This is a genomic window from Psychrobacter sp. M9-54-1 (assembly GCF_016613355.1).
Classification (GTDB): Bacteria; Pseudomonadota; Gammaproteobacteria; order Pseudomonadales; family Moraxellaceae; genus Psychrobacter; species Psychrobacter faecalis.
The window spans coordinates 193258-215599 of the sequence record NZ_JADGFW010000005.1; the positions used below are offsets into that span (position 1 = coordinate 193258).

Below are 22342 nucleotides of genomic sequence, written 5' to 3' on the forward strand. Positions count from 1 at the left end.
GGCTTTTACTTATTACGGCTCTTACTTATTATAACTTTTACTCATTACCGATTTATTTATAATTTCGTTTATAAAATCTGGCAAAAAAACGATAACGGCGTAGTGCGCGTGGCTTAGGTTTTAACGACCCTAAATAAATGGCAAACATAGTCAATAGCGCGCCGCTCCATTGCATCGTATTAATCGGTTTATCAAGCCAGCTATAATCAATCACCAAGGCTGCGATGGGCTCGGTTAATAAAAGCAGCCCTGTCAATGCTAAAGACAGCTTAGGAATCGAGTAGGCGATAAGTCCCCACGCCAAGCATTGCATCACCGTGCCATAAATCAATATCCAACCAATCTCAGACCAAGTATTGGGCAAAATATTACCCATATCAAAGATAAACATCGGCAGAATCATTGCTATGACGCCGCCGATACTCACCAACTGCATCAGCATAAATATCGGCGTTGGCTCAGTATCATGGGTTTTACGGATAAAGGTCATCGACGCGGCAAGCATAGCGCCTGAAACGATACCCGTGACAAACCCCCAAGTCGCCGCGGTATTTTGTGCAAATTCAGGGCTACCTATCATTGCCACGCCTAGCATGGCTAAAAATAAACTGACAAGCTGCACGATAGATTGGCGCTCATTAAAATATAAAAAACCAATGGCGGCTAAAAAGAAAATCTGTAAGCTGTTTAATAAGGTTGAGATACCGGGACCGACCGCATAAATACTCTCGTGCCATAGCGCTAAATCGAGTCCTAAAAACGCGCCTGATAATAGACCGTAAAAAACAGCCCGCTTTGAGCGTGGAAGTCGTTGTCCTGTCATTTTAGCCAATATAGCAAAGACCACGCCTGAAATAGCCAGTCGCCAAAATGACATTGCCCAGCCGCCGATATCGACATGGGCGACAATCAAGCTGCCCAAACCAAAAATAACGCAACCAATGACCAAGCCAGTAGCGGCTGAGCGTGAAGAGGCGATAGCCATGCAATATCCTTATCTCATTACTATGATGCTTTTTTAAGACATTTTTTTAATGTTGTTCGCTCAAGAGCTGGTTTATATAGACAGGCCATATTGTCAGTGTTTTGCTCTTAAATTGGAATGCTTTGGCGCGATTTATTTTATAATGACTTATCATTCACCTTAGATAAATAAAGCGGTCACCTTCTTACAGCAATAATATTGGCGCACGTGCTGCCATTTGTTACTCTAACATTCATTTGTAGTTTGAAGTGCGTCATGTTTAAAATAGCGATACTCTTCAAATACTTAACTTAATATAGTGAATTCTATATAAAATAGAGACATGATATTTTTACGCGAAACTGTCGTAAGTTTTCCTCGCTTGCTGTGCGCTTTGCACTCCAGAGGCTTCAAAAAATCTATGACAGTCCCGCTATATGGTTTTTATAATGAACTCACTCTATATTCACAGAGCTTCTATTATTTTTAGTCTAGGTTTGCTTATGCTGCAACGTTCTATATCGAAACGACAAATAGACTTCTTATTTACACTGCTGCCACGTAGCAGTTTCATTGCGCGTCTATTTGTCATGAGCATCATAGCTGCTACGTTTTTTTTGACGTTAAATGCGCAAGCCGCTAGCTGCAAAATACCCAAAAGCTATTATAAAAATGTCTCTTGTACCTCTAGTAGCGGCTATTTTTTAGCCATAAAAGATTACGGTGCACCAGTTGCCTTGATTGATAAGCAAGGCAAAAGCGTGCTTGATTTAACCCGCTATCAAAGAGTAGATGCTGACAAAATATCGGGCGGCTTGCTACCAGTGCTGCGTAATGGTCGGGTGGGCTACGTCAATATGCAAGGTCGCGAGGTTATTCCTGCGGTGTACGATATGCTCAAAGAGGGACAAAGTTGGGCGCGTCCCGTCTCTGAAGGTCGCATTGTGGTCAAGCAAAGCGGTCATTATGGGGTTGTAGATACTGCCAACAAGACAGTCATACCATTTTCCGCTGCAATTAGTGATATTGACGATTATCGTAGCGGCATGACGCGCGTACGTAAAAATCAAGCTATCAGCTGGTTGGATAAAAACGGCAAACCTACCTCTGACCCAAATAGCAAGGCTGCTAGTCAAAATTCGAAAAGTACACTTGTTAGCAGCAATGAAGCTGCGCAAAAGTTGCCACCGTCCCGTAGTTTTACCACCTTGCAGCCACGGCAACAAGACGGCAAATGGGGTTTTGTTGATGATAATAATGTGTCTATGATTACCTATTCTTTCGATGAAGTGCGACCATTTTCTGAAGGTTTGGCGGGCGTGCGTATCGATAATGAATGGGGCTTTGTCAATTTAGGCGGTGAATTAGTGATTCCTTTTCGCTTTGATAATAACGGTGTGAATGCGAGCGATCATTATAAAGACCAACCTGCATTTGTATTTACGAATGGCAAAGCTTGGATTGGCAATTTAGAAAATGGCAATAAAATGTGTATTGATAAAGAGGGTGACAGCATTGCTTGTGATTAAAATTTATACCAATCGCACATATCTATTAACGTAACAACTCAATGTGCAATAAAAAAAGAGTGTTAGAACGATAGGTTATCCGTCGTTCTAACGCTCTTTTTTCATACTTAATGATCATTAATTTTAAGCTTGAAGTACTACTTGTCTAATAGATGCTTGCTAATTAAATCGACCATATAGGGCTGATAGTATTCGGGAATATCGTGTGCCATACCTTCGATTAAATGAAAGCTTGCATTAGGAATGGTCTTTGCAACCACTCGACCTTGTGAGGCGGGTAACAGACCATCAGCGCTACCATGCAGCACAATCGTCGGTGCTTTAACTTGTTTGCTATATTTGCTAATCGAGCCAGAAGCTAAGATAGCATTGAGCTGTTGTACCGTACCAAGCGGATGAAAATTACGCTGATAACGTATCTTGGCGATGTCACGCACCATACGCACATTGACGTGTCCTGGCGTACCAACCGTTTTCATAAACCAGACGCTATGACGCACGATATCGCGCTCAGAATGGCTCTCAGGACGATTGATAAGGGTATATAGCTGCTTGGGTTTCGGCGGTTTTAAAAACGCTCGATTGGTGGTGGTAAACATCAATGCCATGCGCTGCACCAAACTTGGATAACGCGCGGCGACGATTTGAGCAATCATACCACCCATAGAAGCGCCAAGCAAATGCGTTTTACCCAGTTTTAAGGCTTTGATTAAACGCGCCGTATCTTCTGCCATATCGGTCAAATTATAAGCAACTGGCGCGCCTTTATTCGATAGTCCCGTTTGCAGACGCATCATCATTTTTAATTGGCTGATACGCGGCAAACCATCAATCTGTACTTTGGACGACAAGCCGATATCACGATTGTCAAAACGAATCACAAAAAACCCGGCATCGATAAAGCGCTTGATGAAATTATTGGGCCAAAACACCATTTGTGAGCCAAGCCCCATAATCATAAGTAACGGCGGATTCTTGGGATCCCCACCTGCCTCAACACACAGCTCAATGCCATCGCCGATATCTATCATTGATTGATAAAGATGCTCGCTCAAATCAGACGGATACCAAGCATGATCGCCAAACTTTTGCCATTCAGGCGTTGGGTAATCGATTGTTGGAGAGTCGATTGTCGCAGCGCTAAGTGCTGAAGAATTTAGTGTTGGAGAGCTAAGCACTGTATCATTGTCGGTTTCTTCTGAATTTACAGACGCGTTTGTGTGATTGGTGGGGTTTGATTCTGTCATGAAGTATCCTATTTAGATGGTCGTTGGCTTAAAATTCGAGCATCTCAAAATCAAGCTTGCCAACGCCGCATTCTGGGCACGTCCAGTCGTCTGGAATGTCTTCCCATTTGGTGCCAGGTGCGATGCCTTCTTCTGGGCAGCCAAGCTCTTCGTCGTATATCCAGCCGCAGACAATACATTCATAACGTTTCATAAATAGTCCTATCGATTATTTCCAGTATTACGATTACCAATGTTTCTTTTACCAGCGTTTTTGCTATTACCAGTGGCGTTAATTAGATTAATTGGCGTTTTTAAAGCAATTATTAAGTATTCTAGCCAACATTTAGCATGTAAAAACGCACGTAGTTTAGCATATAGCGGTTATTTTCATAGTTAAGTTTACACTTGTATATTGAGATTCACCAGCTTTTATCAAGTGCTTACGCGTCATTTTAAGGGTTTTAGGCGGGCGATGCTTGCCAATTTCGCCGCCACGATAAAGCCGATTATGCTATAATTCTCGCCGCTATTTTTAGCGATTGTCATCTCATTTATCATCTACCTCATTTACCATCGTCATATCATTATTTGAGTTTTATAAGTTAAGGGTTACTATGAGCGCGAATGCCGCCGTTACATCAGCTGAAGTTAAGACCACAACCGATTCATCTAATATGCTCAATACTGACCATCCATTTTGGCAAATCATTCGCACAGTACCAGACTTCCCAAAAGTTGGTATCGATTTCTATGATATTACACCGTTACTACGCAGTCATATCAATGCGGTGATTGATGAGATGTTGGCGGTTTTGCCTAAAGGTTTGCTTGATGAAGTGGATTGCTTAGGCGCCGTAGAAGCGCGTGGGTTTGTATTTGCCAGTTTGCTGGCGGGACGTTTGGGTAAAGGCATGATTTTGCTGCGTAAACCCGGTAAATTACCGCCGCCGGTTGCTAACAAAGCTTATGCATTAGAATACGGCAAAGACACGCTTGAGATGCAAAATAATTTGCCGCCTGAGCGGGTATTATTGGTCGACGATATCTTGGCGACAGGCGGCACGCTGATGACCGCTTATGAGCTTTGTAAATCTGCACAGCATACGGTGGTTGGCGCCTTGGTATTGTTAGATTTGGTTGCTTTACATGGCGAGTTTCCTGTACCTATTTATACCGTTTTAAAAGCTTAGAGAATGGTTTTAGCATAATAAAAAGCGCGCTGGATAATTATAGTTCAGCGCGCTTTTTTTAATGCTATTTGTTTGTCTTAATTCGTTTTACTTTACGCTATTTAGCTTGCTGATAACTTTTACACGCCTGTTCGACGAGCAAGCGACTGATCGTTTTTGGTTTGGTCAGCTTAAAGTCTTTGGTCGTTAATATCGGCATATCAGATTGCCAAGATTTTAATACTTTATCGTCAGCTGCATAATTGACGTAAGCACGCTGATAGTAGCTTGCGTCCTTACATGAGATAAGCCATTGCTGGTCGCTATGATGAATGCTGGTTTCTTTCACTGTTTTATTAGCGCCTTTGTCTTTACTCTCTTTTGCTTTCGCCTCATTTTCTTTAGCGTCTTTTGCGCTATCCTTTGGCGCAGGATAGGTTCTACGAATTGAGACGGTAATGTTTTCGACTTCTTTTTCATCAATAATATGAATGTCTGAGCGTTCGATAGAATCCACATCCAAGCTAAAAACAGAGCCAGTTTGGCTTTTTGAGACCTCTAACCAGTTTGCCGCATAGCCACTCATTGCAAGCGTACTACCTGCTAATATCACTGCTAGCCGTTTCATAATCGAGCCTTGCTTGTTGTTATATAAAGTCGCTTATCATAGCCAACTTGATAGAAGCAGGCAAATTACTTTTATGACAAGGGGTTCATACTGAGACAATCTCAGCACTCGTGATTAGCAGGCAAACGCATAAAATATATAAATATCGCAGTTAATCTCGCATCGCCGCGAGCATTTGCGCAAGCTCATCACGCGCACCGATAAAGCCATCGATACCCTTGGGTAATAAGTCTTGGGTGACGATATCTTGCTGATAAGCGGCACTGAACTCGTCATGGGTTAAGCTGACCTTCGCCATGTCGGGCAAATTCATTGACATACTTGGTGACAGTTGGCGTGTCACTTCGACATCCATGGCTGCCAGCTCATCAATCAGATTGGGCGCGATGGTCAATAGATCACAGCCAGCTAGTGCTAATATTTGCTCGGTCGAGCGGAAACTTGCGCCCATCACTTGGGTTTTATAGCCATGTTGTTTGTAGTATTGGTAAATGAGCTTGACCGATTGCACACCCATATCATCTGAAGCAGGGACATTTTGGCGGTTTTGCTGACGTTTTTGCCAGTCTAAAATACGCCCAACAAAAGGCGAGATTAAGGTCACGCCCGCATCGGCACAAGCAATCGCTTGATGCTGACCGAATAATAACGTCAAGTTGCAGTGAATCCCCTGAGTTTCAAGGTAACGTGCCGCTTCAATCCCTTGCCAGGTTGCGGCCATCTTAATCAATACGCGCTCTGAATCAATACCTGCTTTTTGATAGGCTTCCATAAAGCTGAGGGCTTTATCAATGGTGGCTTGAGTGTCATAAGATAAGCGTGCATCGACTTCGGTTGAAACGCGGCCTTCAATCAATGCCAAAATATTACAACCAATTTGAACAGTTAATTCATCAATCACAGCATCGACATCACCGCGATGGCGACTCATGGTTTCTGACATCAGCGCTTCATTGTCCGGATGAATCAGCGCTTTGGTAATAAGGCTTGGATTGGTCGTGGCATCGATGGGTTTTAGACGCGCAATGGCGGCAAGGTCGCCCGTATCAGCGACAATAGTGGTCATGGTGCGAAGCTGTTGTAATGCGCTCATCAGATATCCTATGATTAATTTACGTTTTGATGTTTTTATTTAGCCGTGTTATTTAGATTGGTTATTTCAGTTAGTTGCTTATGAATTTTCATTGATAAAGCGATTTATCATGGCGGTATGGTGAATTTAACGGCTATCTTTAAACTGTATCATATATTTGGACGGTTGTAGCCTGATAGTTTTATAGGGTATAGCGTTTATCGTGCATAACTGTGCTAAGATTTATGGCAAATTGCTTATTTGCGCGTATTTACGAATGGGCACTGTCGATAGTTTTTGCTATAGTAGAGCCGATCCACTGTTTGGCTCGCTAAACATGAGAACTAAGCGAGCATTTATTATTAAAATAAGCAGGTTACCTAGCTAGTAGACAACAGTCATAAACTTTAGCAATAATATTAGAAAAAGGATGGGCGGTAATGAGTGAGCAGTCACCAGAGAAAAATGTAGACAATCTAAACCAAACCCCTGCAAGTGTTGATGGGGCTGCAACTGATAAAGCGTTTTTAAACACATTGCGCCAAAGTATTGATGCAGTTGACTGCGAAATTCAAACGCTCATTAATAATCGTGCCAAATTGGCGCAGCAAGTAGCGACGGTAAAAAAAGACCACGTTGCCAATAGTCCTGATGCCGACAATACCAATCCTATTTTTTATCGTCCTGAACGTGAAGCGCAAGTGTTAAAGGCGGTGATGGAACGTAATACTGGGCCCATCGCCGATGAAAAAATGGCGCGTTTGTTCCGCGAAATCATGTCAGTCTGCCTTGACTTGGAAGCACCGCAGCGTATTGCGTTCTTAGGCCCTGTCGGCACCTTTACCCATGCCGCCGCTTTAAAGCATTTTGGTAAAGCCGCCGATACCGTGCCGCTAAATACTATTACTGACGTCTTCCGAGAAGTTGAAGCAGGCACAGCAATGTATGGCGTGGTACCAGTTGAAAACTCGTCAGAGGGCGTGGTTAACCATACCTTAGATGGCTTCTTATCTTCTAGCTTAAAGATAATCGGTGAAGTTGAGTTGCCTATTCATCAAAACTTCTTGGTTGCTGAACACACCAAAATTGATGGCTTAAGCCGTATCTACTCACATCAGCAGTCATTGGCGCAGTGCCGCCATTGGCTCGATGTTAATTTCCCAAATGTTGAGCGTGTGGCGGTATCGAGCAATGGTGAAGCGGCCCGCCGTCTCAAAAACGAATGGCATTCAGCGGCAATCGCCGGTGATGTGGCAGCGGCAGAGTACGATTTACATAAGCTGTATTCAAACATCGAAGACAATCCTAGCAATACCACGCGTTTCCTAATTATCGGTCACGAGGCGATTGCGCCATCGGGTCAAGATAAAACTTCAATTATGGTTTCAGCGCATGATAAAGCAGGCGCCCTGATCGAAATCTTAAAGCCCTTGTCTTATCATGGCGTGTCGATGACCAGTATCGAGACGCGTCCTGAACGTCCAAATAAATGGGCTTACGTGTTCTTTATCGATATGGATGGCCACATCGAAGACGCAAATGTGAGTGCAGCAATTGCTGATATCCGTCCATTGGTCAAAGATTTGCGCATTTTAGGTTCTTATCCAAAAGCCGTGCTATAAAGCTGGCTTAATAGAATGGTTTTAACAGTAGGGATTCATCAACAGTAAATGCCTTATCACATCCAAGGATAAATCATGCAGTCATCACAGTCGACAGAGTCAAATTTATCACCGCTAGTGCCGGCCTATGACAGTATTTTAGAGCTAATGCCTTATCAGACGGGCAAGCCGGTTGAAGAGTTGACACGCGAGTACGGTGTCTCAGATGTGGTCAAGCTTGCTAGTAATGAAAATCCACTGGGCTGCTCACCGCATGTCACGCTTGCGATTACCGAGCAACTGGGTCAGCTGGCACGTTATCCTGATGGCAATGGTTATTATCTCAAACAAGCACTTGCTGACTTTAACGATGTTGGTGTCGACCAGATTACTTTAGGTAATGGCTCTGATGATTTGCTTGATATCTTAGCGCGTAGTTTTGCTGGCGTCGATGATGCGATTATTTATAGTCAGTATGCTTTTATCGTTTATCCGATGCTGGCCAAAATGCAAGGCGCAAAAGGCGTGGAAGTGCCAGCCAATCGTTTTGGTCATGATTTAAAGGCGATGAGTCAGGCGGTAGCGGACAATCCTAATAGCAAAATGGTCTTTATCGCCAATCCTAATAACCCAACGGGTACGCAGCTTACGCAGCAAGAGTTACGTGCATTTGTGGCTAGTGTGCCAAGCTCAGTGTTGGTGGTACTAGATGAAGCCTATATCGAATATAGTCCTGAGAGTAATAATAGAGCGCTGCTCGATGAATTTGAGAATGTGGTTATTGTACGTACTTTTTCAAAAGCCTATGGGCTAGCAGGTTTGCGTGTTGGTTATGCGCTAAGCTCAGTCGCTGTCGCCGATTTACTCAATCGCATTCGTCAGCCCTTTAACGTTAGTAGAGTCGCTTTAGCTGCTGCCAATGCTGCGCTTGCAGACCAAGACTTTATTGAAAAAACAAGACTTAATAACCAAGAGCAAATGCGCTGGTTAGAAAAGCAGTTTGATGCCTTGGGGCTAGGGTTTATTAAGTCGCATGCCAACTTTATCATGGTTGAAATAGAAGTTGAGATGGAAGACATAAACGCGGCTGCCATTTATCAAGCATTGCTAGAGCAGGGCGTGATAGTGCGTCCATTAGCAGGTTATGGTTTGCCCAATTGGCTGCGTATGACGGTAGGGATTGCAGAAGATAATATGCGCCTGATTGATACCTTGCGCTCAATACTGACTGAAGATTAATAAAAAAGTAGTTATCTCTATTTTAATCAAAAAATAAATCAATTTTACGACGCCGATATCAGTATGTTTTATGCCTACTGATGTTGGTTTGTTGAAAGAGAAACGCCGTGATTCGCCAGCAAAACAATCTTAGCAATCAAAATATAAGTAATCAAAACCTAAGCAATCAACCCATAACCAACCAAAACAATCATATGCAATCGTCTATACATACTCAGCCGCCGTTATTTGAGCAAGTCTGTGTTATCGGTCTCGGGCTGATTGGCGCGAGTCTTGCCCAAGCCATCAAAGACCATGGTTTAAGCTCGCGCTTGGTGGCGGTAGATAGACATGCACCAAGCATCGATGAAGCCATGCAACATGGTTTGCTAGATGCGGGTAGTGCCGTCTTAAGTGAGGTGGTATCGGGCAGCGACTTAATTATCATTGCCGTGCCAGTGCAAGCGGTAGAGGCTGTGTTTGTCGATATCAAAACCGCTATGGATAACGGACAGCTTGCTGCTGATTGCCTCATTACCGACGTCTGTAGTACCAAGGTTAATATCATTGATGCGGCAAAAGCGGTCTTTAGCTCGCTACCAACGGGGTTTGTCCCTGCGCATCCGATTGCTGGGGCGGAAAATTCAGGCTATCATGCCAGGCGCGCCACTCTATTCGTCAATCATAGTGTGATTATCTGTGAGCTGCCAACGACCAATGATAACGCTGTTGCTAAGCTGCGGCAGTTATGGGAGGCGGTAGGTGCGACGGTCATGCCGATGGCGGCTGAACATCATGACGCAATATTGGCACATACCAGTCATCTGCCGCATCTGCTGGCGTTTAATTTGGTTGAACAGCTGGCAAGTCATGATGATAATCTAGATATGTTTCGCTATGCCGCAGGCGGTTTTCGCGACTTTAGCCGTATTGCCGCCAGCGACCCTAAAATGTGGCATGATATATTTTTTGCCAACCAAAGCGCGATTATAAGCGCTCTTGACGAGTATGGCGTTTATCTACAGAATATGCGCCAGCTTATCATTGATAAAGATTCGACCGCCCTCATGGGGCTTTTGGGCCGCGCGCAAGCCGCACGGCGACATTTTGGCCATATGTTAGCCAGCACCCCTTATACGGATACTTCTGCCATGTCAGCTTCTTATAATATTACTCCTAGCAACACCGTCTCTGGCACCATTACTATTCCTGGTGATAAATCTATCTCGCATCGCAGTATAATGCTTGGTAGCCTTGCCACAGGTGTCACCAACGTCACAGGGTTTTTGGAAGGAGAGGATGCGCTAGCTACCTTGCAAGCATTTCGTGATATGGGCGTGAGCATTGAAGGCCCTGATAAAGGTAAATTAACCATTCATGGCGTCGGTATGAATGGTCTAAAACCAAGCAAAACGCCCTTATACATGGGCAACTCAGGCACCAGTATGCGCCTGCTTGCCGGTATTTTAGCAGCGCAGTCATTTGATAGTGTATTGACAGGCGATACCAGTCTAAATAAGCGTCCGATGGAACGTGTGGCCGCACCATTACGTGAAATGGGAGCCGTCATTCAAAGTACCGGTCATAATGGTACCGCACCGCTTAGCATTACGGGTCGAGCGAATGTTGGTGAGCCGCTCCAAGGTATGGAATATGATATGCCAGTTGCCTCTGCACAGGTGAAGTCTTGCTTATTATTGGCGGGACTTTGGGCAGAAGGTACCACGACCGTTATTCAACCTGAAGTTAGCCGCGATCATACCGAACGTATGCTCTCAGCCTTTGGTTATCCTGTGATGGTTGATGGCAATCGTGTCAGCGTCAAAGGTGGCGGTACGCTTACAGGCGGCGATATCGCCGTTCCTGCTGATATCTCATCAGCGGCTTTCTTTATGGTAGCCGCAGCTATCAGTCAGGGCAGCGAGCTGACCCTAACGCAAGTGGGTATTAATCCAACGCGTACAGGTATCATTGATATCTTAAGATTGATGAATGCTGATATTAGCCTAAGCAATGAAACCCATGTCGGCGGCGAGCCAGTCGCTGATATCACTATTCGCAGCTCAAGCCTAAAAGGTATTGAGATTCCAGAATATTTAGTACCTTTAGCGATTGATGAGTTTCCCGTATTATTTATCGCTGCCAGCTGTGCCCAAGGTCGTACGGTGTTGACCGGTGCGAAAGAGTTGCGCGTGAAAGAGTCCGATCGTATTGCCGTGATGGCAGAAGGGCTACAAACTCTCGGTGTTGATTGTACCGTCACTGAGGATGGTTTGATTATTGAAGGTAAAGGTATTGAAGGTAAGGGCATTGAAAGTAAAGGCGGTGAAGGTCAAAATGACGCTGTAAATAACAGCCAACCTGTCTTTGGTGGCGGGCATATCACCTCGCATCATGACCATCGCATTGCCATGAGTTTTGCGGTTGCCAGCTTGCGTGCATCGAAGCAGATTACCATTGAAGGCGTTGAAACCGTTAATACCAGCTTCCCAGGATTTGCTGAGCTTGCCAATCAAATCGGTATGTCTATCAAGGTTGATAATGGGGCGGCTTAATATTGAAGTTGTTATTTACCTGAAAAAAATATTATTAACTTCTAAAGTTTAAAGCTTTATCTTCTGGATCTGTTAAAGTCCAAAAGCTAAATTTTTAAACTTGTTATAAAATTTATTTAATAATAGTTGTTGTCGTGAGCAATGTGTTGATACTTAGTTGGTATCAACGCATTGCTTTTTACTTTCTACCCTCTACGTAGTAACCCTGCGCCCTTACTTTTATCATTTGATAATGGTTTAAGAATAGGTAAGGGCGCGCTTTGCTCTAAAAAGTTGTATCGTCTTATGGCCACTCAAAATGTTGTCAAAAAACCCGTTGCTCCTATTCAAACCACCAGACGCGGTATTGCCACCGCGCTAACAGCGTTCTTTATTTGGGGTGCATTTCCGTTATACTTTAAGCAGCTCGCTGCTTATGATGCGACCGAGATTATCGGCCATCGCATTATATGGACCTTTGCCTGCTTGCTTATCGTATTGGTGCTGACCAAGCGCTGGAAGTGGATTGATACGCTAAAGCAAAACCCAAGATGGATAGCATTTTCTTTTATATCGGGTTTGATTATTGCCACCAACTGGCTGACTTATGTATGGGCGGTCAACCACGACCGCATTCTTGAAGCCAGTTTGGGTTATTTTATCGGGCCGTTGGTTGGCGTGGCACTCTCGATGATTTTGTTTAAAGAGCGTTTGCGCCCCTTGCAATGGGTTGCTATTGGTTTTGCGCTATTATCGGTGCTGATTCAAGTCGTTATGATTGGTAGCCTGCCATGGATATCGCTGATTTTAGCCTTTAGTTTTAGTACTTACGGCACCATCCAGCGCCAAACACCACTCACGGCAGTCGATGCCATGTTTGTAGAAACTACCATGTTAGTACCGATTTGTTTATGGTGGTTTTGGCAAGCTGACGTGGTGAGTAGTCAGTTAAGTTTTTGGTTTACCTCAAACATTTGGCTACTGATGCTGGCAGGTCCGATTACGCTGATACCTTTATTACTATTTAATAAATCGACTAAGATGGTTGCTTTTAGTATTCTAAGTTTTATGAATTATCTGACCCCGACCTTTATTTTCTTCTTAGCGGTATTCTATTATAACGAGCCTTTTGATTTACATCGTCTGGCGGTATTTGGTTTGATTTGGCTTGGGTTATTATTATTCAGCATTGACTTGTGGCGCCATCGCCCGAGTAAAGCGTTAAAAGCTGCGCACCTGCGCGACGAGGCGTTATCGTAAAATTGTTTTAAAATAAAAGCATAATAAATAAGGATAAGCGCATGTTTCATACCGAATCTGATGTGGTATTTGTCAAAGGCTTAACAGTAGAGGCGGTGATTGGTGTCTATGAGTGGGAGCGCGCTATTACGCAGCCACTCCTGATTGACATAGCGCTTGAAACTGATATTAGTAAAGCTGCTGTGTCAGACGAGGTTAATGATGCGCTCAATTACAAAGCGGTCTGCGATGATGTGAGCGAATGGTGTCAAGCGATTAAAGCAAAGTTGCTTGAGCATTTGGCTGGTCAAATCGCCGACAAGCTACTGGCAAAATACAACTGTCATAAAATAACGCTCAGCGTTGCCAAGCCAACTGCTATTCAACAAGCGGATGCGGTTGGGGTGCAGATCACCCGTTATGCCAAAGGCTCAATAGCCGAATCCAATGTAAACCAAGATAGTTAATCTGATGACACATAGAGCATTGGCTGATTTGAATCTTGAAGACTTAAAACAGTGCGCGCCTGAACAGCTGCAAACGCATTCTGTATCGGCAGTGCTGCTCGCCCTCGGTAGTAATTATCAAGCTGAGAAATACTTGCCACGCGCTCGAGAACAGCTTGCGGCTTTAGGTGAAATACAGCTATCAACGGCATTTCAAAATCCTGATTTTACCGCGACGCCTGAGCTACCAAAACCTGACTATACCAATCAGTGTGTTTATTTAACCCTTACCTCTGACATAACCTTGCAACAGCTGCAGCAAAGCTTTAAGAGGCTTGAAAGTGATTGCGGTAGACAGCGTTGCTCTGAATCAATAAAAAATCCTATAAAAATAGTCACGATGGATATTGATATTTTATTAATAAAATTAGACGATAAAGAAAATAGCCTAAGCAAAAAATGGATAATCATGGCGGATCGTTATCCATTTAAGGCCCATGAAAGGGCAGGGGTTGAAGAGTTGCTTTTGAGTGGGCTTTGAAGAGGTTAAATGCAGTGGCTGAGCTGTTATTAATAATAAATAAAAGTTTTCTAAGACTTGGTATTTTCTTAAAAAATCTCAAAATAAAAGCCGGGTACTACCCAGCTTTTACCTAATTCACATGGTTTAGCGCATAAATCCTTACTGCGCCGTCAAGCCACCATCAATAATAAATTCTGCACCTGTTGAGTAGATTGATTCATCTGATGCTAAAAATAGCACCATTCCGCTGACTTCTTCGGGCTGTGCAACACGTCGCATCGGAATGGTTTTGGCAAAAGCTTCAACTGCATCTTTGGTATCGCCTTGCATAATCATTGGTGTAGCGATGACGCCTGGGTGAATGGAGTTCACACGTATGCCATAAGGGGCGCACTCTAATGCCGCCGCTTTGGTCATACCGCGTACCGCAAATTTAGAATCGGTATAACCGATAGCGCCGCCAACCAAACCGTTAATCGATGAGATATTGATGATAGAGCCTTGCTTAGCGGCTTTCATGATTGGAATAACTGCTTTCATGCCTAAAAAGACTGATACTTGGTTAATCTCTAGAATCTTACGATACTCTTCTACTGAGGTATCTAAAATGGATTTGTGCGTAGTGATACCCGCGTTATTTACTAAGACATCGATTTGACCAAATTTTGCCTGCGTCTTTTTAACGACTTATTCCCAATCATCTTCATTGATGACATCATGTTTGATAAATAGCGCATCAGCGCCAAGTTCAGCGGCCAAGGCGTCGCCTTTATCAGAATTGATGTCGGTCAAGACGACTTTAGCACCCTCCGCCATACATAAACGCGCATGAGTTTCGCCCATGCTTGAGCTGCGCCCGTGATGATGATAACTTTGTCTTGTAAACGCGTCATGATAGTGCCTTTTTTTAATTATGAATAATAAAAGAGTATAAGACAAAATGACTAAATATTCATTAACAGTTATATAGTCTTGACTGCATATTTTATCTTTTAAACAATGCTTTTAAAGCATAGCTTTAAATCATGATAGTGAGAAAATGATGTACAACGATATATTGGATTTTTGTTTTAATGAGGCAGGTAGTAAGAAGTTTTTTGAAAAAGACTTAGCGTTTGATAAGTTATTAATAGAGCGCTACAGCGATATACTTGAGCAAGCAGCGGCGGCAGAGTTTTATACGTGGCGTAGCAGCATACAAGGGCGCTTAGCAGAAATTATTATATTAGACCAGTTCTCGCGCAATATTTACCGTAATAAGCCAGCGGCTTTTGCCCAAGATGCGATGTGCCTTGTACTTGCGCAAGAAGCGGTGGCTGCCGGAGCATTAGAGGCGCTTGAAACGGTGGATGAACGTAAGTTTGTATTGATGCCTTATATGCACAGCGAGTCAAAACTGATTCATCAGCAAGCAGAAAAGTTATTTAAACAATATACCAATGCAGATACCATAGATGCTGAACTCAAACACAAAGTAATTATCGATCGTTTTGGCCGTTATCCGCATCGTAATGACATTTTAGGACGGGTGTCGAGTAGCGAAGAAATAGAGTTTTTGACCCAGCCTGACTCGTCATTTTTATAAATGTTGTCTGTTAACTATAGTGAGTAAAAAGTAATATCGTTACATCACGCACTGCTGATATCAATTTTTCTTGCTTGCTGTGCCTGCGCAGACAGAGGCTACAAAAAATTGCTATCAGCAATACCGTCGCGTTTTTAGAATATTTTGACGATAGCTAGTCGTTAAAGTGCTATTTCTCAATTGGCTAAAATAAGAAAGAGGTTGTTTGGTCTCTTTTTATTTAATCTCCAAGCTAGCGAGCAATTTATTTCTGCTTAGTGCCAGCTGCATCCATATCAGCACGACCGATGACATCTAAGTCTTCTAAGCACAGTTTATCGTATTCTTTTTTGCAAAAGTTTGGGTCTATCTTGCACATGGCCGCTTGTAGTTGATCGAGTCGATTTTCTGATTGTTGAATGTGTTCGAGCATTTTAGCAAAGGCTTCAGCCACAGGGTCTTGCGATGAAGGATCAATCCCATAAGCCTGAAACGCTGTCGCTCGTGCAGTGTTAGAAGTAGGGTCTTTTTCTTGCTGGTTGGCAGTTGCACCTGCTTGCGCGGCTTTTTCTTGTTGTTTGGCGTCCTGTACTTTGGTTGTAATAGGATTGCCTTTTTCGTCATGATGGTCTGAAATCATACGGGCGGCGCTACCAACCATCGTTGCACCTGCGGGTACAGGTTTGACTACTACCGCATTTGAGCCGATTTTAGCGCCTTTACCAACCGTAAATGGTCCTAATACTTTGGCACCAGCACCGACAATGACTCCGTCCTCTAAAGTAGGATGGCGTTTGCCATTATTCCATGAAACGCCGCCAAGGGTGACGCCGTGATAAAGGGTAACGTCGTTGCCAATCTCAGCCGTTTCACCAATCACTACGCCGACGCCATGGTCAATAAAAAAACGCTTGCCGATTTTAGCGGCAGGATGAATCTCAATGCCAGTGATGATACGCGAGCCATAAGAGACGGCGCGCGCCGCCAGTTTTTGCTCATTTTGCCAAAGACAATGCGCGCCGCGATGTAAAATCAGGGCGTGAATGCCAGGGTAGGTCAAGATGACTTCTAGGCTATTACGCGCAGCAGGGTCGCGATTGAATACCGCTTCGACATCTTCTTGTAGGTCTTTTTTGATACGGGCAAGCGATTTGAACAAGGAGGTTGGCAATGACATAAAGCGTCCTATCGATTGTCAGAAAAATACTGTCAGGAAAATAGTGTCAGAAAAATCACAATGACATCTTTTAAAGTTATAACAGCTTTGAGTTGTAAAATACAGTGTTGTCTTATCTGTGTGGCTCAGGCTTCTATTTGTTCAAAGACAAGTCCCGCAAATAAATGATAAATGGCGCTAAAAACGTAATGATAAAACCATTTTTCTAATGTTTGCTAAGCTTAGCAATCAGTGCGCTTAATAGCTGATACTCTTTTTGATCCAGCTGCACGCGTGAGCCAAGTCGCGACAGTCGCGCTGGCAAGGATTTTAAATGTTCACTGTCTGCTAAGCCGCGTTGAACCATCAAGTTGGTGGTACGCTGAACGAGCTGTTGTAGTTGCTGCTGGGTGATGGCCGGCTCATCCCATTGTTGACGTAAATGCACGTCTAATATGGGCTGAACTGGGTTTACATCGTCTAAGCTTTCATCAGGGTTTTGAGCATGGGTTTGCGCATAAGCAAAGATAAAGCTGGCAATGACCTGTACGGCAGAGGCAACATTGAGCACCGGATAAGCGGGATTGGCATCGATTTGAATATGATAATCGGCGTACGCCAGCTCTTCGTTGGTTAAGCCTCGGTCTTCACGACCAAATAAGATAGCGATGTTGGGCTTGCTAATAGCTTGCGGGCTTTCACTATTATTTGCTAAATTAAGCGCAGTTTGCTTATCGATAAAGTCAAACATGATTTTGGCCGCTTGCGTCGGTGTGACCACAGGACGCGGCATGTGACGGCTACGGCTGCTGGCCGCAAATACCAGTTGGCAATCCGCTATTGCCGATTCTAAAGTCGGCGTTATGGTGGCTGACGTTAATAATTCACTACCGCCTGCCGCATGCGAAACACTGGTTTCATCAATGGGTAGCTTGGGGTCAACGACGGTCAGACGCGATAGACCCATGGTGTGCATGGCGCGCGCCGCTGAGCCAATATTGGCAGGTAAAGTGGTATTGACCATAACGATTTGTAAGCAAGACAGATAATCGTTTACCGTAAGACTGCCGGTTGAGAGCGCTAATTTTTTCGATGGCATCAAAGTTGAGGCAGAGTCGTTACGCATTATAGCCCCAGTCTTTGTTTGATTTCTTGTTCAACCCGTTGTAATGCTACGGCGACGTCTTCAACTAATCCAGCTTGGTCACCAATAAGGCGCTCGCGGCACGCTTCTTGTAATTGGCTACTAAGGCGAGTTAACTGAGTTGCGCCCAAATTGGCACTGGCACCTTTTAGCGCATGAGCAAGCTCATAACCGTTGGCGTTATCATCCTCTTGTTGTGCGCGTCTTAGTTTGACAATGCGCTCGTGACTGTCAGTAAAATACACTTGTATCAAATCAACAAAGTCCTCTTCTAACAACTCACGCATATCATCAAACTGTTCGTCGTTGATAATCTCGTCATCAGTTTGCGTATTTGTATTGTTAGGATGTTCAGTCATAATCATGTGTCCAATATTTTAAAAGTTAAAGTGCTCAGGTTAGCTACTATCAAAGTATTAGCTATAATGAAAATGTAAATTGTCTTCATTAACCATGCTCTTTAATTGCTGTAAATTGTCATCGTTAGGGTAGATGCGCCAATGCTCAGATAGCCCGACATTGGCAATACCGTATTCTTCATAAATGCTCAGCCCAAGCGGCAAGCAGTTATCATTAATAGAGGCATCGGTGTTGCTAAGGGCATTATTAGCATAGCCGCCGTTTTGCAGCGCATCTTGCTGCATGTCATTTTCTAACGCTAATAAATCATTGCCGTTTTCATCGTATAAGCTGCCACCCATCGCTGGGTCATAAGCGCTGTTACCACTGCCACCATTATTACCTTGCTCGTCCTGCTCGTCGTGATAAGACAAGCGCGGCGCTGGTATGATGTCTGCTTGAGCGGATTTTAGCAAAGGCTGCATACGCGTGAGCAGATTAATATCGCTACCGTGAACTTTAATGCTAATTTTTTTCATCCAACGCAGGCGCGCGTCAACCATACTCATGGCATTATCAAGGCGGGCAAAAATGCGCCCGTCACGCTCACGGATACTGCCTTTAATGACGACAACTTCGTCAATCTTCAACTGCTCTTTGACACGATTAAAGCGCTCGGCATAACAGCTGACTTCTAAACGTGAGGTGCCATCGTCTAAAGTGATGACGTTACGCGTACCGAAATTGGCAATATCAATAATCAAACCTGCAAAGTAGCAGCTACCGTTATAACCCGTGTCTGCCAGCTTATCGAGGCGAGCGCCGGAGGTATAACGTTTAAGCTCATCGCGATATTCATCGATAGGATGTCCAGTTAAGTATAAACCTAAGGTATTTTTTTCCGCTTTCAGGCGGTGTTTATCACCCCAAATCAGCTCTGGCGTCATGACCAGTGGCGGCGCTGCGACCACGCCATCCATTTCACCGAACAAGTCCATCATGCCAAGCTCATTGTTTTGGCGGTCTTGTTCCGCAGCTTGTACGGCGCTTGGCAGTTGACTCATCAGCGCCCCGCGAATCTCGTATGCTTCGTCGCTTGGCAAGTCTGGACGTAAAGTCGCGGCAAAATCATCAAAACAGCCCGCACTGACTAAGGCTTCCAATGTACGTTTATTGACTTTTTTAATATCAACGCGGCGGCAAAAGTCGTATAAATCTTTAAACGGTCCTTCACGTCGGCGCGCCTCAACGATAGACTCAACCGCACCTTCACCAACACCTTTAATCGCACCCAAGCCATAAATAATATTGGTCGGCGTATCGGCGACAAAATGCCACTCACTACGGTTTACCGATGGATTAACGACGGTCAAACCGAAGTTTTCACGGCAATCATTGATAAAGAACACCACGTTATCAGTGTTGTTCATATCAGAGGTGAGTACCGCCGCCATAAATTCGGCAGGGTAGTACTGCTTTAAATAAGCCGTCTGATAAGCAAGGACGCCATAAGCAGCAGAATGCGAGCGGTTAAAACCGTAACCGGCGAACTTTTCCATCAAGTCAAAGACGCCGCCCGATGTCGCTTCATCGATGCCTTGCGCGGTCGCACCCGTGACAAAAATATCGCGCTGTTTGGCCATCTCTTCTGGTTTTTTCTTACCCATCGCGCGGCGTAGCATATCAGCGCCGCCCAAGCTGTAGCCTGCCATGACCTGTGAGATTTGCATCACCTGTTCTTGATAGACAATAACACCGTTGGTATTTTCTAAAATTGGCTCAAGGTTAGGATGGTCATAAATGACCTCCTCGCGGCCATGCTTACGGTCGATATACATCTCGACCATGCCTGCATCAAGCGGACCGGGACGATAGAGCGCACACATAGCGATAACGTCTTCGATATTGGTCGGTTGTAATTTGGATAGATATTTTTTCATACCCATACTTTCTAACTGAAAGACAGCTGTGGTTTTGGCTTCTTGCAGCAGCTTATAGGCTTTTTTGTCATCTAAGGGCAAGTCCTCTAACACCAAGGCATCTTTGCTCTCGCGGGCGCGGCGCAGATTGATGTTTTCTACCGCGGCGTTAATCACCGTTAAGTTACGTAAACCCAAAAAGTCAAACTTGACCAGCCCAACGGCTTCGACGTCGTCTTTATCAAACTGACTGACGCGGTGACCTTCGTCATCACAGTAAATCGCGCTAAAGTCAGTAATTTTATGGGGAGCGATTAGGACGCCACCCGCATGCTTACCAACGTTTCGACAGACGCCTTCGAGTTTAATCGCCATTTCCCAAATCTCAATGGCATCTTCATAGTCCATATTATCGGGGTTGGAGATTAAGTCTTTTAGCTGCGGCTCTTGTTCAAGGGCTTGGCTAAGCGTAATTCCTGGGGTTTTTGGAATCAATTTGGAGATTTTATTGGCCAAAAAGTATGACTTGCTTTGTACCCGCGCCACGTCTCGTACCACCGCTTTTGCTGCCATGGTACCAAAGGTAATAATTTGCGAGACCGCTTCACGGCCATAGGTTTGTGCCACATAATCAATCACGCGGTCACGACCTTCAATACAAAAGTCAATATCGAAGTCGGGCATAGAAACACGTTCAGGATTTAAGAAGCGCTCAAATAACAAGTCGTAATGAATGGGGTCGAGGTCAGTAATATTAAGCGCATAAGCGACCAGCGAGCCAGCACCAGAACCACGACCGGGTCCAACCGGTACGCCGTTGGCTTTTGCCCAGCGGATAAAGTCCATGACGATTAAGAAGTAACCTGGGAAGCCCATCGATAAGATAACTTCAAGCTCATATTCTAAGCGCTCATCGTACTTTTGGCGAAAGTCACTCCAATTGTCAGTACGTGCTTCAATCGGAAAGAGCTTATCCAATCGATGATTAAGACCGCGTATTGATTCTGCGCGGAAAAACGATTCAATCGTTTCACCTTCGGGCACGGGAAATTCAGGCAGGACATTAATGCCAAGGGTCAAGGTCACATTACAGCGCGTGGCTAAACGTAAGGTATTATCAATGACCTGCGGAATATCGGCAAACAGCGCCTCCATTTCCTGCTGGGTTTTTAAATACTGCTCATCTGAATACAGCCGTGGACGATTGGGGTCGGCAAGGACATACGAGCCTGCAATACAAACGCGCGCTTCGTGAGCGTCAAAATCATCTTGCTCTAAAAAGCGCACATCATTGTGAGCAATAATAGGAATACGATGCTTGGCACCGGCATGAATAGCCGCTTTTATAAAAGCGTCTTCGCCCGAGCGATTGGTACGCTTGATAGCGAAATATAAGCGATCATCAAACTGCGCTTGCCATTCTATCAGCAGCTCGTCAGCTTTTTCTGGCATGGAACTCACCAATGCCTGACCGACATCGGATTTTTCGGTAAATAAAACGATGACACCAGCGGCGTGCTCTAAAACATGGCGACGCTCAACGACTGGCACCCCATGATTGGCAGCATCGGCGCGTCCCTCGGTAAAGCCAAGCGAGACGATACGGGTGATATTTTGATAACCCTCATTGTCCATCGCCAGTAGCACCAAGCGCGTGTCCTCATTATCCATAATGATTTCACTGCCGATAATGGGCTTGATACCCGCGCCTAAGCAGGCACGATAAAATTTCACCGTCGCATAAAGGTTGGATAAATCAGTCAATGCCAGCGCACTCTGATTGTCCGCCGCTGCCGCTTTAATCAGCGGCTTGATACGCACGATAGAATCGGTAATGGAATATTCGCTGTGGATACCAAGGTGTACAAATGCCATAGAAGACTCTTACTGGTGCAATCAAAAGGGAATAAGCTGTATGATAATAAATTTTTTATTATCAATACCTTATGGTTTTTTAAGAAGTGATAGGACGCGAAAATTGATATTTTGAGCTTTTAAAGCTGGTCGTCAATAATAGCATTATTTGGCGCAGACAGCCACCGATTCAAACGTATAAGAGAGAGGGCGA

Annotated in this window: 18 protein-coding genes and 1 pseudogene; 9 read left to right on the forward strand and 10 right to left on the reverse strand. The window is 44.4% G+C overall.

Features of this window, described 5'->3' with window-relative positions; genetic code table 11:
- Nucleotides 1-52: 52 nt before the first annotated feature.
- Complete coding sequence (locus IQ457_RS02980; RefSeq protein ID WP_200662012.1) at nt 53-985, reverse strand: DMT family transporter; 933 nt, start codon at nt 983-985, stop codon at nt 53-55.
- A gap of 482 nt (nt 986-1467) precedes the next feature.
- Between IQ457_RS02980 and IQ457_RS02985 the strand changes: the two genes are divergently transcribed.
- On the forward strand, nt 1468-2493 hold the full coding sequence (locus tag IQ457_RS02985; protein ID WP_200662013.1) for a WG repeat-containing protein: 1026 nt from the start codon (nt 1468-1470) through the stop codon (nt 2491-2493).
- 137 nt (nt 2494-2630) lie between these two features.
- On the opposite strand, the gene IQ457_RS02990 is transcribed toward IQ457_RS02985, so the two are convergent.
- Nucleotides 2631-3524 (reverse strand): alpha/beta fold hydrolase, encoded by an 894-nt coding sequence (locus tag IQ457_RS02990; protein ID WP_068406940.1) that lies wholly within the window; start codon nt 3522-3524, stop codon nt 2631-2633.
- 244 nt (nt 3525-3768) lie between these two features.
- Complete coding sequence (locus IQ457_RS02995) at nt 3769-3933, reverse strand: rubredoxin (RefSeq protein ID WP_068406924.1); 165 nt, start codon at nt 3931-3933, stop codon at nt 3769-3771.
- Nucleotides 3934-4336: 403 nt separating this feature from the next.
- On the opposite strand from IQ457_RS02995, the gene IQ457_RS03000 reads away from it, so the two are divergent.
- Complete coding sequence (locus tag IQ457_RS03000) at nt 4337-4912, forward strand: adenine phosphoribosyltransferase (protein ID WP_144296950.1); 576 nt, start codon at nt 4337-4339, stop codon at nt 4910-4912.
- 97 nt (nt 4913-5009) lie between these two features.
- On the opposite strand, the gene IQ457_RS03005 is transcribed toward IQ457_RS03000, so the two are convergent.
- Both IQ457_RS03005 and IQ457_RS03010 read right to left on the reverse strand, forming a co-directional pair.
- Nucleotides 5010-5519 carry a hypothetical protein gene (locus IQ457_RS03005; RefSeq protein WP_200662014.1) on the reverse strand — a complete coding sequence of 170 codons (510 nt, stop codon included), beginning with the start codon at nt 5517-5519 and terminating at the stop codon, nt 5010-5012.
- A 151-nt stretch (nt 5520-5670) separates the two neighbouring features.
- Entirely contained in the window at nt 5671-6612 is a 942-nt protein-coding gene (locus IQ457_RS03010) for a transaldolase (protein WP_200662015.1), read from the reverse strand.
- 419 nt (nt 6613-7031) lie between these two features.
- Here IQ457_RS03010 and pheA point away from each other — a divergent pair, with 419 nt between their 5' ends.
- The 6 genes from pheA (at nt 7032) to IQ457_RS03040 (ending at nt 14170) form a co-directional block, all read left to right on the forward strand.
- Nucleotides 7032-8213: a prephenate dehydratase gene (gene pheA, locus IQ457_RS03015; RefSeq protein ID WP_200662016.1), complete on the forward strand. Its 1182-nt coding sequence runs from the start codon at nt 7032-7034 to the stop codon at nt 8211-8213.
- Between the two features lie 75 nt (nt 8214-8288).
- Nucleotides 8289-9431 (forward strand): histidinol-phosphate transaminase, encoded by a 1143-nt coding sequence (gene hisC / locus IQ457_RS03020; RefSeq protein WP_200662017.1) that lies wholly within the window; start codon nt 8289-8291, stop codon nt 9429-9431.
- 194 nt (nt 9432-9625) lie between these two features.
- Nucleotides 9626-11965 carry a bifunctional prephenate dehydrogenase/3-phosphoshikimate 1-carboxyvinyltransferase gene (locus IQ457_RS03025; protein WP_200662102.1) on the forward strand — a complete coding sequence of 780 codons (2340 nt, stop codon included), beginning with the start codon at nt 9626-9628 and terminating at the stop codon, nt 11963-11965.
- 285 nt (nt 11966-12250) lie between these two features.
- Entirely contained in the window at nt 12251-13204 is a 954-nt protein-coding gene (gene rarD / locus IQ457_RS03030) for an EamA family transporter RarD (RefSeq protein ID WP_200662018.1), read from the forward strand.
- Nucleotides 13205-13245: 41 nt separating this feature from the next.
- Entirely contained in the window at nt 13246-13650 is a 405-nt protein-coding gene (folB, locus tag IQ457_RS03035; protein ID WP_200662019.1) for a dihydroneopterin aldolase, read from the forward strand.
- Between the two features lie 4 nt (nt 13651-13654).
- Nucleotides 13655-14170 (forward strand): 2-amino-4-hydroxy-6-hydroxymethyldihydropteridine diphosphokinase, encoded by a 516-nt coding sequence (locus IQ457_RS03040; protein ID WP_200662020.1) that lies wholly within the window; start codon nt 13655-13657, stop codon nt 14168-14170.
- A gap of 141 nt (nt 14171-14311) precedes the next feature.
- On the opposite strand, the pseudogene IQ457_RS03045 reads toward IQ457_RS03040, so the two are convergent.
- Nucleotides 14312-14995: pseudogene (locus IQ457_RS03045) on the reverse strand (SDR family oxidoreductase).
- Between the two features lie 196 nt (nt 14996-15191).
- Between IQ457_RS03045 and IQ457_RS03050 the strand changes: the two are divergent.
- Complete coding sequence (locus IQ457_RS03050; RefSeq protein ID WP_200662021.1) at nt 15192-15737, forward strand: DUF924 family protein; 546 nt, start codon at nt 15192-15194, stop codon at nt 15735-15737.
- A 244-nt stretch (nt 15738-15981) separates the two neighbouring features.
- Here IQ457_RS03050 and cysE read toward each other — a convergent pair whose 3' ends face one another.
- The 4 genes from cysE to dnaE form a co-directional block, all read right to left on the reverse strand.
- Nucleotides 15982-16854 (reverse strand): serine O-acetyltransferase, encoded by an 873-nt coding sequence (cysE, locus tag IQ457_RS03055; protein ID WP_423814238.1) that lies wholly within the window; start codon nt 16852-16854, stop codon nt 15982-15984.
- Between the two features lie 244 nt (nt 16855-17098).
- Entirely contained in the window at nt 17099-17971 is an 873-nt protein-coding gene (locus IQ457_RS03060; RefSeq protein ID WP_242465342.1) for an RNA methyltransferase, read from the reverse strand.
- Nucleotides 17972-17997: 26 nt separating this feature from the next.
- The gene (locus IQ457_RS03065) at nt 17998-18375 is read right to left on the reverse strand and encodes an Hpt domain-containing protein (RefSeq protein WP_200662024.1); all 378 of its coding nucleotides are present in this window, start codon (nt 18373-18375) and stop codon (nt 17998-18000) included.
- A 57-nt stretch (nt 18376-18432) separates the two neighbouring features.
- Nucleotides 18433-22149: a DNA polymerase III subunit alpha gene (gene dnaE, locus IQ457_RS03070; RefSeq protein ID WP_200662025.1), complete on the reverse strand. Its 3717-nt coding sequence runs from the start codon at nt 22147-22149 to the stop codon at nt 18433-18435.
- Nucleotides 22150-22342: the final 193 nt, after the last annotated feature.